The sequence below is a fragment of the Syntrophothermus lipocalidus DSM 12680 genome, assembly GCF_000092405.1.
Classification (GTDB): Bacteria; Bacillota; Syntrophomonadia; order Syntrophomonadales; family Syntrophothermaceae; genus Syntrophothermus; species Syntrophothermus lipocalidus.
Genome location: NC_014220.1, coordinates 1,747,348 through 1,760,363, shown reverse-complemented (window position 1 = coordinate 1,760,363; position 13,016 = coordinate 1,747,348). Strand labels below are relative to the sequence as shown.

The 13,016-nt window shown below is 49.5% G+C and carries 15 protein-coding genes and 1 tRNA gene; 7 read left to right on the top strand and 9 right to left on the bottom strand.

Translation table 11 applies throughout. From position 1 onward, the window contains the following. Positions 1 to 84 precede the first annotated feature (84 nt). The 4 genes from SLIP_RS08405 to SLIP_RS08390 form a co-directional block, all read right to left on the bottom strand. A complete protein-coding gene (locus SLIP_RS08405) occupies positions 85 to 324 on the bottom strand; it encodes a type II toxin-antitoxin system MqsA family antitoxin (protein WP_013175849.1) in 240 nt (79 codons plus the stop codon). Position 325: 1 nt separating this feature from the next. Then, on the bottom strand, positions 326 to 640 hold the full coding sequence (locus SLIP_RS08400) for a DUF4258 domain-containing protein (protein ID WP_041432924.1): 315 nt from the start codon (positions 638 to 640) through the stop codon (positions 326 to 328). Positions 641 to 816: 176 nt separating this feature from the next. Then, positions 817 to 2,127: an ArsB/NhaD family transporter gene (locus tag SLIP_RS08395; protein WP_013175847.1), complete on the bottom strand. Its 1,311-nt coding sequence runs from the start codon at positions 2,125 to 2,127 to the stop codon at positions 817 to 819. A gap of 127 nt (positions 2,128 to 2,254) precedes the next feature. After that, positions 2,255 to 2,337: transfer RNA gene (locus tag SLIP_RS08390), tRNA-Leu, on the bottom strand. Positions 2,338 to 2,689: 352 nt separating this feature from the next. Between SLIP_RS08390 and SLIP_RS08385 the strand changes: the two genes are divergently transcribed. The 3 genes from SLIP_RS08385 (at position 2,690) to SLIP_RS08375 (ending at position 5,953) form a co-directional block, all read left to right on the top strand. Then, positions 2,690 to 4,255 (top strand): class I adenylate-forming enzyme family protein, encoded by a 1,566-nt coding sequence (locus SLIP_RS08385; protein ID WP_013175846.1) that lies wholly within the window; start codon positions 2,690 to 2,692, stop codon positions 4,253 to 4,255. Between the two features lie 176 nt (positions 4,256 to 4,431). Then, positions 4,432 to 5,676, top strand: a complete 1,245-nt coding sequence (locus tag SLIP_RS08380; RefSeq protein WP_148216646.1) for a glutamate-5-semialdehyde dehydrogenase — start codon at positions 4,432 to 4,434, stop codon at positions 5,674 to 5,676. 55 nt (positions 5,677 to 5,731) lie between these two features. Then, a complete protein-coding gene (locus tag SLIP_RS08375) occupies positions 5,732 to 5,953 on the top strand; it encodes a DUF5652 family protein (protein ID WP_013175844.1) in 222 nt (73 codons plus the stop codon). 104 nt (positions 5,954 to 6,057) lie between these two features. Here the strand turns inward: SLIP_RS08375 and SLIP_RS08370 are convergent, their stop codons facing one another. Then, the gene (locus SLIP_RS08370) at positions 6,058 to 7,092 is read right to left on the bottom strand and encodes a PLP-dependent cysteine synthase family protein (protein ID WP_013175843.1); all 1,035 of its coding nucleotides are present in this window, start codon (positions 7,090 to 7,092) and stop codon (positions 6,058 to 6,060) included. Positions 7,093 to 7,121: 29 nt separating this feature from the next. Further along, complete coding sequence (locus SLIP_RS08365; protein ID WP_013175842.1) at positions 7,122 to 7,742, bottom strand: hypothetical protein; 621 nt, start codon at positions 7,740 to 7,742, stop codon at positions 7,122 to 7,124. A 165-nt stretch (positions 7,743 to 7,907) separates the two neighbouring features. On the opposite strand from SLIP_RS08365, the gene nadD reads away from it, so the two are divergent. From nadD to SLIP_RS12130, 4 genes are all read left to right on the top strand, one after another. After that, positions 7,908 to 8,537 carry a nicotinate-nucleotide adenylyltransferase gene (nadD, locus tag SLIP_RS08360; protein WP_013175841.1) on the top strand — a complete coding sequence of 210 codons (630 nt, stop codon included), beginning with the start codon at positions 7,908 to 7,910 and terminating at the stop codon, positions 8,535 to 8,537. A gap of 8 nt (positions 8,538 to 8,545) precedes the next feature. Beyond that, positions 8,546 to 9,142: a bis(5'-nucleosyl)-tetraphosphatase (symmetrical) YqeK gene (gene yqeK, locus SLIP_RS08355; RefSeq protein ID WP_013175840.1), complete on the top strand. Its 597-nt coding sequence runs from the start codon at positions 8,546 to 8,548 to the stop codon at positions 9,140 to 9,142. A 66-nt stretch (positions 9,143 to 9,208) separates the two neighbouring features. Next, the gene (gene rsfS, locus SLIP_RS08350) at positions 9,209 to 9,529 is read left to right on the top strand and encodes a ribosome silencing factor (protein WP_013175839.1); all 321 of its coding nucleotides are present in this window, start codon (positions 9,209 to 9,211) and stop codon (positions 9,527 to 9,529) included. A gap of 137 nt (positions 9,530 to 9,666) precedes the next feature. Then, positions 9,667 to 10,416 (top strand): N-acetylmuramoyl-L-alanine amidase, encoded by a 750-nt coding sequence (locus tag SLIP_RS12130; protein ID WP_013175838.1) that lies wholly within the window; start codon positions 9,667 to 9,669, stop codon positions 10,414 to 10,416. A gap of 62 nt (positions 10,417 to 10,478) precedes the next feature. Here the strand turns inward: SLIP_RS12130 and ccsA are convergent, their stop codons facing one another. The 3 genes from ccsA to SLIP_RS08330 all read right to left on the bottom strand — a co-directional run bounded on the left by ccsA (position 10,479) and on the right by SLIP_RS08330 (position 13,016). Further along, on the bottom strand, positions 10,479 to 11,291 hold the full coding sequence (gene ccsA / locus SLIP_RS08340) for a cytochrome c biogenesis protein CcsA (RefSeq protein WP_013175837.1): 813 nt from the start codon (positions 11,289 to 11,291) through the stop codon (positions 10,479 to 10,481). A 45-nt stretch (positions 11,292 to 11,336) separates the two neighbouring features. Then, positions 11,337 to 12,389, bottom strand: a complete 1,053-nt coding sequence (locus SLIP_RS08335; protein ID WP_041432919.1) for a cytochrome c biogenesis ResB family protein — start codon at positions 12,387 to 12,389, stop codon at positions 11,337 to 11,339. A gap of 87 nt (positions 12,390 to 12,476) precedes the next feature. Further along, positions 12,477 to 13,016: a cytochrome c3 gene (locus SLIP_RS08330; protein ID WP_013175835.1), complete on the bottom strand. Its 540-nt coding sequence runs from the start codon at positions 13,014 to 13,016 to the stop codon at positions 12,477 to 12,479.

Genomic DNA, 13,016 nt, shown 5'->3' with positions numbered 1-13,016 from the left:
GTGCCAGCTCGAAAATACGGCCAGGCGCAAAGCCTGGCCGCTGTAACATTTGGGCGATCTAATCAAGTTCGAATCGGGGACACGTTAAGCTGGCTGGCCGTACTCGTATACAGGCACTTGAATAACTCTTTGAGCCTTTAGAGGTTTCTTTTTCATTTCGTCCAGTTCTTTAATAACTTCTGCGTCAAAGTATTGTTCTCCGCAGTTCTCGCAAACCCATGCCGGAACGTTTTCTACCAGGGTAAACGTATCACCCCACCAGTTCTCGACGGTAACAAGTTTTTTAACAGTTGGACTTCCGCATTGGAAGCACGTTGTCACCATTCTAATCCCCCTTTCTACGGGTACGCTCATCAATCCACTTTGAAGGTTCAGGGAAATATACCGTAATAATTATTAGTGTGCCCGATGGATCAAGCCCGCAAATGGCGTGCACCGGCTTACCCGGATCAATATACCCTAAGACTAGGCAGCTGTGTCCCCTGGCGTCCTGAGGGTAATCTTCAATAATGTCACCATGCGCGATGGCCATCACTACCTCGAGGTCCTTAACTTTTCTTTGGCCCGCCCGCACACGCGCATGTTTGGACATGGCCCAGTTTCCGCTTAATATTTTCTCCCTGATAAGGTTGCTGTCCATGAGCCTACCTTCGGTCTCTGCTAGCAAGGAGCAGAAATTATTTGCCCTACTTTTTTGCTCGATCATATCACGTCCGAGTGGCTAAAGTAAACAACACCACAAAAAGCGCCAGACGATGGCAGATGGTGGGGGCCAGGGAAACTTTGGAATGCCGAAAGTAGTGTTGAGCGACACAATCAGGTTAGATAACGGACCCATATATAAACAGTCGATATTATGATAGAAACCAGCATTAAGGGAAATCCGTACTTAAAGTATTCCTTAAAAGTGATTGTCAGCCCTTGCCTGGCCGCGATGCCCGCTACCACCAGGTTGGCGGAGGCCCCAATCAGGGTTCCGTTACCACCCAGGCAGGCTCCCAACGACAAGGCCCACCAGAGAGGGCCGAGGTCGGCACCGGAGAGTGTTCCCACGGATTTTAGCAGGGGAATCATGGTCGCCGTAAATGGGATGTTGTCCACAAATGAGGAAAACAGGGCCGATGTCCAGAGGACGGTCATGGCCATCACGTGGGGTTTGCCCCCAGTGAGCGCTATAGCTTGGTGAGCCAGAAACCGTATCACCCCTACTTTTTCCAATGCTCCTACGACGATGAACAACCCGATGAAAAAGAAGATGGTAGGCCATTCTACCGTAAGCAGGGCTTCTTCTGGTTCAAAGTCGGGCATGATCAACATCAGAAGAGCCGCTCCACCCAAAGCGATTGTAGCGGATTCTAAACCTAGCCATTGATGCAGAACAAAGGCGACTATAACCAGGCCCAACACCGTAAGGCTTCTTTTGAGCAATAAATAGTCTTTTATGTAATCGTGAGCGTCGCGCGAACCGAACTCCAAAACGGTCTGTTTCTTTTCCTCTGCCAGTTGGAGGTCTTTGCGAAAGATTACAGCACAGAGACCTAGGGTACACAGGAACACCACAACTATGACGGGGGTTAGGTTAAAAAGGAAATCCAGGAACCCCAGCCCCGCCCCGCTGCCTATCATTATATTCGGTGGATCTCCAATTAGGGTGGCGGTTCCGCCTATGTTGGAGGCCAAGACTTCACTGAATAGAAAAGGAAAAGGGTTCAGCCCCAGTTCATCGGTTATGGCGAAAGTAACAGGCACTATCAGCAATACCGTGGTTACATTGTCGAGAAAAGCAGAGGCGATGGCGGTGAGTGATGACAATGCAATCAATATTCGTACGGGATTACCTTTCGTTTTCTGAGCAGACCAGATAGCGAGGAACTCGAACAAACCGCTACGTTTGGTGATGCCGACGATAATCATCATCCCGACTAAGAGGCCAATAGTATTGAAGTCTATACTTCTCACTGCTTCGGCTTGGGTGACAATACCTAACCAGATAACTGCGCCTGCTCCGAGTAGAGCGGCGACGGCACGGTGGATCTTTTCAGAAACAATCAAGAAGTATACAGTGAAGAATATAACAACAGCTGCTCCTGTTTCCCAGTTCACGATGTTCGTCACCTTCAAGGTCATGATGCCATACCATGATGTCTATAGTATGTGAAAAATACGAAAAAGAAAAAGTGGCCATACCCTACACGGATAGCCACCGTCCTTGGCTGGTTATCGCAAAGCTCCTCTCATGGAGCTGGTATGTTCATGGTGTCGGAGGCGGGACTTGAACCCGCACGGTTGCCCATACGCCCCTCAAACGTACGTGTCTGCCAGTTCCACCACTCCGACACGATTTACTCAAGACTGGTTTCTGTACAAGTGTAATTTTAGACATCAAGCACTGCATTGTCAAGCGTAACCCGAGGCAGAAAAGATAAATCTCAATTCGATTAAATCTCAAATACCTCTGGTCACTCATGTTTTTAGTGTGTATAATTATAGCAAATGTAGGTTTCGCTGATGGACTGTAGCGAGTGAATATTCGACGATGTGACTTGGGTTTTGACCGAAAGGAGACAATCGCAGGATGGAGAGGGTGGTAGGCGATACCTGAAGTAGAGAATTCAACTTTTCTGCTGGAAGGTTGAATTTTTTCTTTTTTTACAGGATTTTTGAACTTCGGTAGGGAGGTTGTGAGACTGTGCCTATAACGGAGATGTTGTCCCGGAATGCCCGGATGTACCCGAATGATATAAGTTTAATCGAGCGGGATCCCGGTGTAGGGCTTCGACGCGAGATAACCTGGCTGCAGTTCGAACATATGGCCAACAAGCTGGCTCATGTTCTGCTGGCCGAAGGCGTCCGTAAGGGAGATAGGGTAGCTATTTTGATGATGAACTGTCTTGAATGGCTGCCCATTTACTTCGGGGTGCTAAAAACGGGGGCTTTGGCCGTACCTTTAAATTTTCGTTATACGGCGGCGGAGATCAAAAGAAGCATTGAGGCTGTAGAGGCGAGAGTCCTGATTTTTGGCCCTGAGTTTATAGAAAGAGTGGAGGCTATCCGGAATGAAGTTGGCTGGGTGGAGAAAATGATTTTTGTGGGAGAAGACTGCCCGGCTTACGCCTCGGATTACCGGGAGTTGTTGGAGAAGGCACCGGAAACCGATCCCGGAGTGATTATCGAGGACAGTGATGAGGCGGCCTTGTATTTCTCATCAGGGACGACTGGGATACCCAAGGCTATTATTCATCCCCATTCCAATCTGGTTTCAGCCTGTATAACCGAAAACAGACATCATCTGCAGACAAAGGAAGACACCTTTCTTTGCATACCTCCCCTTTATCATACGGGTGCTAAGATGCATTGGTTTGGTAGTCTGATCGTAGGGGGTAAAGCGGTTATCCTGCGCGGGGTGGAGCCTCGCTGGATATTGGAGGCTGTCTCAGAAGAAGAGGCAACAATCGTATGGCTTTTGGTTCCATGGGCACAGGATATTCTGGACGCCATTGAGAGCCACGAGGTTAACCTTCGCGATTACAGGCTTGACCAGTGGCGGTTGATGCATATCGGGGCTCAGCCAGTACCTCCCAGCCTTATCTATCGGTGGAAAAAGTATTTCCCCAACCAACAGTATGACACCAACTACGGTTTGAGCGAATCGACCGGACCCGGCTGCGTTCATCTCGGTATCGAAAACATCCATAAGGTTGGGGCCATCGGTATTCCTGGATTTAACTGGGAAGCCAGGATTGTGGATGAAAACGGGCGCCTTGTACCTCGTGGTAAAGTCGGCGAGTTGATAGTGAGGGGGCCCGGAGTGATGAAAGGGTATTATAAGGATCCGGAAGCCACGAAGAGTACCCTCAAAGATGGTTGGCTTTACACGGGTGACATGGCACGCCAGGACAAGGACGGTTTTATCTACCTGGTTGACCGCAAGAAAGATGTGGTTATCTCAGGGGGAGAGAATATCTACCCGGTCGAAATCGAAGATTTTCTGCGCACCCATGACGACATAAAAGACGCAGCGGTGATAGGAATGCCTGACCGCAGGCTAGGCGAGATCCCGGTGGCTGTCATCGAAGTGAAGCCGGGACGAGATTTGACAGAAGACTCTATACTTGCCTTTTGCGAAGCATTGCCTAGATACAAACGGCCACGACAGGTATTTTTCGATAAGATCCCGCGTAACCCGACGGGCAAGATTGAAAAGCCCAAACTACGGGAGAAATACTCCCAGGATGGCATCGCCCAGGTTATATGAAAGCTGGTACCACCGTTGATCTGAAGGAAAGAGCTGCCACAGGATCGGTTCCGTGGCAGCTCTTTCGTGTCTTGCGGTTTTTGAAGAGGAGTGTTAAGTGTTAAAATAAAGCAACGACCTTCGAAGGTTAAGGACCGGCAGAAGTCTTGGAAAGGGGTGTTCGTATTTTCATGAAAATGCAATTGTACGAAATGGGGAGAAAAGCGAGGGAAGCGGCCCGCATCTTGGCCACAGCTTCGACTTCTCAGAAGAACAAGGCCTTGATGGCCATGGCCCGGGCCCTCAGAGAGGAAAAAAGCGAGATCCTGGCTGCTAACGCCGTCGATATGGAAAACGGTCGCAAACAAGGATTAACTGCCGCGCTGCTGGATCGCTTGTTGTTGACCGAGGCCAGGATCGAGGATATGGCTGCGGGAGTGGAAGATGTAGCTTCGCTGCCTGACCCGATCGGCGAGGTTATAAAGATGTGGAGGCGGCCAAATGGGCTGGAGATCGGGCGGATGAGGGTACCTTTAGGGGTCATCGGAATAATCTACGAGTCACGTCCCAATGTGACCGCGGATGCAGCCAGCCTGTGTCTGAAAACGGGGAATGCGATTCTGCTTAGGGGTGGAGAAGAGGCTATCAATTCCAACCGGGCTATAGCTCGCATCATCGCCGGGGCAGCCCAGAATTGCGGAATTCCGGAAGGAGCTATTCAGTTCGTGGATAGTGCGAGCCGCGAAGATGCCATCGAGCTGATGCGCATGAATGAGTTTCTCGATGTTTTGATTCCGCGGGGCGGCAAAGGACTTAAAGAGGCGGTGCAGGCCAACGCGACGGTACCGGTCATTATGACGGGAATGGGCAACTGCCATACATATGTGGACGAGTTTGCCGATGTAGAAATGGCGACCCGAATAATCATAAACGCCAAGACCCAGCGCCCTTCAGTCTGCAATGCTACCGAAACCCTACTTGTACATGAGAAAATTGCGGAAAAGTTTCTGCCGGGGGCGTGCGCGGAATTGCTCCAGCGAGGGGTAGAGTTGCGGGGTTGTGAACGGACCCGGGCTATCGTACCGGGGGTAAAGCCGGCTACCGAACAAGACTGGGAGACCGAGTATTTGGACCTGATACTGGCCATTCGCGTGGTTAACAGCCTGGAAGAGGCGATAAGTCATATTAACCGCTACGGCACCATGCATACAGAAGCCATCGTTACCAAGGATTATGACAACGCTAGGCGGTTCTTGGCTGCAGTGGATGCCGCCTGCGTTTTCGTGAACGCCTCCACCCGATTCACCGACGGTTTCCAATTCGGCTTTGGGGCTGAGATGGGGATAAGCACCCAGAAGCTGCACGCGCGGGGGCCGATGGGGCTGGAAGAGCTGACAAGCACGAAATTCATAGTCTTTGGCAGCGGGCAGATAAGGGAATGAGCACGCGGATTTAAGGTGCTCTGCTGGCGTATGAAGAATATAGGAGGTGGATGTCGTGTTTCTTAATTCTGTGGCCCAGTACATCGCCGAGCACCAGGCGGTTCTTTGGGCTGTCATCGTTTGGAGTGTTGTCTGGAAGGGTATTGCCCTGTGGCACGCCGCCAGGGGACGGCAACTCGCCTGGTACATCGCGCTGCTGGTTCTCAATACCGTCGGTGTCTTGGAAATAATTTACTTGCTGTTCTTCCGCAGGAAAGAGAGCGAGTTTTTAAGGTAGAGCCCAGGCGTATGTTTGAACCAGACGCTGATTAACGCAGATAAAACGTTATTATGTTAAAACGGTCTGCGTAAATCAGCGTCTTTTTTTCGAGTTCTCAGTTCTCACCTTATTATGGTCAAGTTGCGGCTTTTAATCCGAATCCAATCTTCGTCCGATACCTTATATTCCCTGTCCAGGGGTGGCTGGGTGCGGGGAACCCCGCATAGCTCGGTAGAGAAGTAACGCAAGCCGTTGTCGTTTATCACCGTAACAATACACCGGGCGTCAGGGAATACCTTGGCGGCCTTCAGCGCAGCAGCCACGTTACATCCTGAGGAGATGCCGCAGAACATGCCTTCCTTGCTCGCAAGATCGCGGGCAACGGCTATGGCCTCGTCTGATGGGACCTGGATGATGCCGTCGATGTATTCGAAATCCAGGATCGGTGGTATCAGACCGTCGGCTATGCCCTGGATCTTGTGCTGGCCAATCCTGCCCTCGGCCAGAATAGGGGATTCTATAGGCTCGGAGATAAACACCTTTACGTTTGGATTTTTCTCTTTTAGGAACTTGGCAGTACCGGTAACCGTGCCTCCGGTGCCTTGGCACATTATGAAGACATCGACCGTTCCCCCTGTTTGTTCCCAGATCTCAGGCCCAGTAGTCTCGTAGTGGCTTTCTACGTTTTGACTTCTCACGAACTGACCGACCTCAAACACCCGCCCGGGATACTTCTGTTTCTGCCGTTCTACTTCTTCCAAAACCAGATCCACATCGGTTTCGGCTCCTGGAGTCAAGACAAGTTCAGCCCCGTAGGCTAGGATTGTTTTCTTCCTCTCTTCACTCATACCCTCCGGCATGACGATGATGACCTTGTAGCCTTTGGCAGCCCCGACCATGCAGGTGGCGATGCCGGTATTGCCGGTCGTCCCTTCCAGAAGGATCATACCCGGTTTCAGCTCGCCTCTTTTTTCCGCATCTTCGACGATTTGATATACTACCCGGTCTTTGAGGCTACCGCTGGGGTTAGTGTATTCCAGCTTGACGGCTATGACCGGCTTTAAGCCTTCGGCCAAACGATTCAGCCTGACGAGCGGCGTCAAACCTATGCATTGAAGGACGTTATCTAACATTTTTTGATTGCGGTTCCAGTTCACGAAAACGACACCTCCATATTAATCGAAAGCTACAGACACCAATCCTTACCAAACGATAACCGACGCCGGAGAACCACCTTTTCCCGGTCTGGGCACAGGGAGAAAAAACCGGGTTTTGCTTCGGTTTCTTTCTTAAATAGAGGCATTAGCTCCCGATAAAAGGTAGGGCGGAGTTCGGGCACCCGTAAGGTCAACCCCCGCCGTTTCAATTCGCCGGATATACGGTTGTTGACTGCTATTTCATATTCTGCGAGCTGGTCAAAGAAGAGTTTCCAATGGGATAGGGACTCTTCTTCCCACCAGCCTATCCCGGGACAAACGAAATGGCGGCAAACCGATTCGCGCAGCATCATCGGGAGAAGACACCCGGTTTGACGGGAATGAAATTGGCAGCGGTAACCGTCATCGTCAACCAGGCTGTTAACCGTTACCGAAGCGTCCAAGATTGTCAGGTGTGGTAGGCTGAAGATATGATCTACCAGCCCGGGCCGATTAAGAATAATATAGGCCAGGTCTGTAGGATAAAATACGGGCGAGTAATAACCGCAACACCCTTTATCGTTAAGCCGGGGGCACTGCGGGCATAGGTCAACTTCGATGTAGCTGCGAAGTCCCTGGTTATGAAATACTAATACGATGTCCCGTTCCATGGTGAATTTCCTTCCGGAGCGTTATCCTTTACATTATAATTAATTTCAGTATTCGGGGGAAGAAAGATATAGCGCTTTTTGATTTCTCTATCACTGGTGCAGACTCTTTACCAATAATTAGAGGATAGTCCTAATGTGACAAATCCGAGGTTAGGATGAGGAGACTTGAGCCAGCAGCAAGCAAGCATTTTCAAGCGAATAGGGCTATTCGGGGGCACCTTTGATCCTGTGCATTACGGGCACCTGGTTCTGGCTGAATGCGCCCGGTATGAGTGCGAATTGGACCGGGTCATTTTTATTCCTTCAGCCCGGCCCCCCCACAAGCACAGGGAAACGGTTTTGGGTGAGAACTACCGCTACGAGATGGTGCGACTGGCAATCAAGGACAATCCTTTTTTTGAGGTTTCGAAGGCAGAAATAGACCGGCCAGGTTATTCATATGCCATTGATACGGTGCGCTACTTTCGTTTCGAATACCCGGAGGCAGAGATCTACTTTATCACCGGTCTCGATGCCCTGTTAGATCTAAAATCTTGGAAAGATGTCGGTGAACTAATTAAACTCTGCCGGTTTATAACCGCGGTTCGTCCGGGGTTTGAGCTCAAGGAAGACGACGAAAGGCTCAAAGGTTTGCCTGCAGAGTTCTGGAGGAACCTTCGAGTCATTGAAGTGCCTGGACTGCATATTTCTTCCACCGATCTTCGATATCGCATTGCTACCGGCAAGCCGGTGAGGTATCTCTTGCCGAGGCCGGTGGAGGATTATATTCGGGAACATGGGTTCTACCGGGAGTGATATGAATCATGATAGGACTTACCCCTGAACAAGCCGAAAAAGAGATAAAGAACAAGCTTTCACCCCGACGCTACGAACACTCTTTGGGTGTGGCCCGGGTAGCGCGAGAAATGGCTGAGAGGTTTGGAACCGATCCATTTCAGGCTTACATGGCAGGCATCTTACACGATTACGCTAAAGGCATATCGGGGGCAGAATTGCTGGCGATTGCTGTTCGAAATGGCCTGCTTACCGACGAGGTTGAGAAGCTGGTTCCGGATCTTCTGCACGCGCCGGTCGGAGCGTTTCTTTTGAGAGAACGATTGGGGATCGAAGACGAGGAGTTACTTTCAGCTGTTGCCAAGCACACTCTCGGGGATTTAGAAATGACCGTTTTAGACAAGATAATCTTCTTGGCCGATATGCTTGAGCCCGGGAGGGACTACCCGGGACTGGAGCGTCTCAAGTGCTTGGCGGAGCGGAATTTGGATAGGGCGATGGTATACGGGCTTGACCTCACCTTGCGTTACTGTTTGGAACAGGGCAGGCTTATTCACCCCCGAACGGTGAAGGTTCGGAACCGTTTTCTGCGAGCTTTGCGCGAGTTAGACAGTATGGTAGAATAACCATTAGGTATAGAGGTTTTTCGAGATCTTGCACCCCGTTGGGGGAGGCGTGAGGGGGCTAGGTTTTTGACAGACTGGGAGTTGGCGAAGAGGATTGCCGACGTTGCTTCGGAGGAAAAGGCCGTTGACGTGGTGGTGTTAGATGTTAGAGAGATGACGGTGCTGGCAGATTACTTTGTAATAGCGAGCGGTCGGAGTACCATCCAGGTCAAGATGATTGCCGAAAATATAGAGGACATGCTCTTGGAAGAGGGATACCGTGCGTTGAGGCGGGAGGGTTTCAATGAGGGGCGATGGATTGTGCTGGACTACGGCTCGGTAATTGTACACGTTTTTCGCCAGCAAGAGAGGGAATACTACCAGTTGGAAAAACTCTGGGCGAGTTGATGCTATCAGGCAGGTAGCAGGCACCAAAACCGGCGGGGTGGTATAAACTGTAGTGAAATAGGCCTCGGCCGGTTTCCAAGTTTTTTAACGTCTAATCATGAGCGGGAAGAGAAGGTGCGGAAAGAGGGGTGCCTGTTGTGAGGATCGAGAAACTGTGGTTGACTGTGGGTAAGGGCGGTCGCCCCGGCCGCAATATAACCCCCAAGGGGCTGGTCATTCACTGGACCGCTAACCGTTCGTATGGAGCTAATGCTAGGCGTAACCGGGATTACTTTGAGAATCATCCGGAAAAGAAGGTGGCGGCTCATTACACAGTTGATGATTCAGAAGTAGTGCAGTGTGTGCCGGAGAACGAGATGGCCTATCACGTAGGAGGCCAGAAGTACACCGAAAAGGCCCTGCGGATACTCGGTTCGTACCCGAATTCCACTACCATCGGGATCGAGATGTGCGTGAACCGAGATGGGGATTTTGCCAAAACATATAAACAAACGGTTCAACTGGCGGCAGAGGTGTTGAAACGGCACAACCTGGGGACCGGTGACCTATGGAGACACTATGACGTTACCGGGAAGGACTGTCCTCGTTATTTTGTCGACGATAATACGGCTCGGGAATTCGGGTTCACCGACGCTGCTTCTGGTTGGCGGGGATTCATCGCGGATGTGAAAGCCGAGCTCGCGCGTCTGACTGATTCCGGTTCGTTGACTGCCAAGGATATAAAAGGACACTGGGCGGAGCAGGACATCAAACAGGCTCTTGAGGAAGGCATAGTCTCTGTGGATGAGTCGGGCTTGTTCTACCCCGACCGACCAGCGACCCGGGCCGAGGTAGTGGCTATGTTGATGAGGCTTGACGATCGAATTCTCGGCAAAATTAAGCAGTGACAATATCACATATTCTCATCTCCTTGATAGCTGTTGCGGACCACTGTTCAAAACCAATTCATTCAGGCAATCCATATCTGCACCGCCGACTTTAGAGCATAACTGTGTAACCCCGGCAGTAAATAGTTTACTCCAAAGAACGTGAACAGTATTAGGACGAATCCGACTACTACTAATATATTTGCATTTTTACCTTTCCACCCCCTTCGCCAGCGCAGGTGGAGATATAGTGCATAAACAATCCAGGTTGCAAGAGACCAGGTTTCCTTAGGGTCCCAAGACCAATAGTTGCCCCAGACCTGCTCTGCCCAGACGGCACCCGACACTATTGACAAGGATAGCAAAGCGAAAGCGGTAGCTACGACTTTGTATACGTTGTCTTCTTCCCCAAATGAATTTGTTCTTGTTAGTTGAAATAAGGCTAGCCCGGCCGCCAACGTGAAACCGCTGTATGCAGTGACTGCGCTTAATACATGTATTGCTAACCAAGGACTTTTCAAAGCGGGAAGAAGGGGGCTTACGTATTCAAGTTGGTCGGGAGTCAAAATTGCTACTGACAGGAGCAATAGCGAGGCCATGAGCGTGACCATTCCTCCTACGTTTCCCGTCTTAGTTTTCATCTGATATATTAAGTACATCAATACCGTAGTACAGACAAAACCTAGTAAAAACTCGCTTCCGTTAGCCAGCGGCAGTCTGCCAGCTTCAATGGCGCGAATTACTAACACCGACAGGTTGAAAACGAAAGCGATGACAGAAAGAGCAAAAGCCGTCTGAACTATCCGTTTATTCCTAGAACCCTTAAAGTAACAAATCGAAGCAGATAGATACAGTATTGGCGTGACGTATAAAAGTAGCCGACTCAATGCATTCATCTAAAAGCACCTCGCGTTTTTTATTGTAGACCCAAGCGACTGGGTTTACTGCGGGTTATCTACGATGCTATCGACTGATTCTGAGTCTGCTTTCAAAGATGCTGACAGTTCTTTTCTCCTGTCGGCCTTCCTCGGATATCCTGACAGGCATACCCCTACTATCAACATTACTCCACCTATAGCGGCTAGGGGTAGCCCCGGGTCCGACTTGACTTTGAGTATCGTAAACGGTTGCACCCCTCGAAATCTTACATGCGCTGGGCTATCGTCAACACTTATCTTTTCATCCTGTGACGCTACTCCCACTCCTACAAGCGTCCCACCTTCATATACGGAGAACAACATCCTTGGGTTGTCGGGTCTGAGCGTTTTTGAGATCATGCCATAGGCAGGGTCGAAATTGGGAATATATTTGTACATTTTTACTGTTCTTCCTGTACCAGGTACCTGTAAAGATTGCCCTTCATACAACAACTTCTCCACTTTTTCTCCTGTACAAGATTCAGCTTCAACTTTAACCAGGTACCCAAAACTCTGCTGATAGATTTTAATTTTCCCATAATTAAGGGGATGGTTGACGCTCAGACAATAATGCCCTTGTACGCTGTTTTTGTCCAATACAGTCACATATGAATAATACTGAGAAGGCGAGCCATCGATATTAAACTCAATTTTGAAGGTATCCAGCATAAGAAATAACTGTTTTTCGGTTGGTATTACTTTAGCAATGTTTTCCTTACTTCCTTGAACAATTCGCAGCTCCCCACTGTATCCGAAATAGGAGTTAACGACCATACTAACTAAAACTAACGCCACTCCGCCGTGCAGTAACAGCAATGCCAATTGTCTGGAGAGATTTGCCGTTCGGCCCTTTACACCGGCTTTTAGGCATCTAGCAAGCTGATTAAGACTGCATAAGCCTATGTTGAAAGACAAGAACAACAGTAACATCTTAAAAAAAAAGGTGCGAGAAAAACCATCAGGTGCGTACAAGGTGCCTATAATGGAGGTTAGCCCAATCAGTGCCAGCAGTCCTAACCCTATTTTCATTGACGAGAGCAAACGATGCATTTTTTTTGTTCTTAACATTTTATTCATCCTAGCTAAGTACTCCAACGTTTGTTCGCAAGACGGTCAAAAGTCCACGTTTCATGTTTCAACAGTTGGATTAGCCAGTTTGGAACGTTACTGCACCCAACTCGCGTCTAGTTTGTTTTCCCATTGGAATACGTGACACTGGGCACACATCAGCTTTGATTGCTGGTGCACACTATGGCAGACATTGCAGTCTTGTTCGCCATTATGAGAATCATGGGGGTTGGATTCGGCAAAGGCTGTCTTGGCTTTGATGCTGTTGAAATCATCATGACATTTCAGGCAAAAATCTCGGGGGAATTGCCGCTTTTCCAGCGGAGTCTTATAATTCCCAGTGACGTATCTAACACCATCATTGAACAGCGTCGAAAAGGACGCTTCATGGCAATCGTGGCACTTTACATTGTGATCGGCATGTTTCTTGGCCAGTAAGCTGCTGTTCTTCCATGAATCGTAATAGGGTTTCATAACATGACAGCTAGCGCAAAAGGCCGGATTATCGCTACCTTTCATTAAACCAACGCCAATTCCGAGGCCAAGCACTATTACGAGGAAGGTAACAATGAGAAATATTCTTTTTCTAGATAGTCCTTTGAGAATACCCCTTTGAGACCCGCTGTCTTGTTCCAT

Coding starts and splice junctions, on each gene's coding strand:
- SLIP_RS08405 (WP_013175849.1), bottom strand. CDS start 324: ATGGTGACAACGTGCTTCCAATGCGGAAGTCCAACTGTTAAAAAACTT.
- SLIP_RS08400 (WP_041432924.1), bottom strand. CDS start 640: ATGGACAGCAACCTTATCAGGGAGAAAATATTAAGCGGAAACTGGGCC.
- SLIP_RS08395 (WP_013175847.1), bottom strand. CDS start 2,127: ATGACCTTGAAGGTGACGAACATCGTGAACTGGGAAACAGGAGCAGCT.
- SLIP_RS08380 (WP_148216646.1), top strand. CDS start 4,432: ATGCAATTGTACGAAATGGGGAGAAAAGCGAGGGAAGCGGCCCGCATC.
- SLIP_RS08365 (WP_013175842.1), bottom strand. CDS start 7,742: ATGGAACGGGACATCGTATTAGTATTTCATAACCAGGGACTTCGCAGC.
- yqeK (WP_013175840.1), top strand. CDS start 8,546: ATGATAGGACTTACCCCTGAACAAGCCGAAAAAGAGATAAAGAACAAG.
- ccsA (WP_013175837.1), bottom strand. CDS start 11,291: ATGAATGCATTGAGTCGGCTACTTTTATACGTCACGCCAATACTGTAT.
- SLIP_RS08335 (WP_041432919.1), bottom strand. CDS start 12,389: ATGAATAAAATGTTAAGAACAAAAAAAATGCATCGTTTGCTCTCGTCA.
- SLIP_RS08330 (WP_013175835.1), bottom strand. CDS start 13,016: ATGGAACAAGACAGCGGGTCTCAAAGGGGTATTCTCAAAGGACTATCT.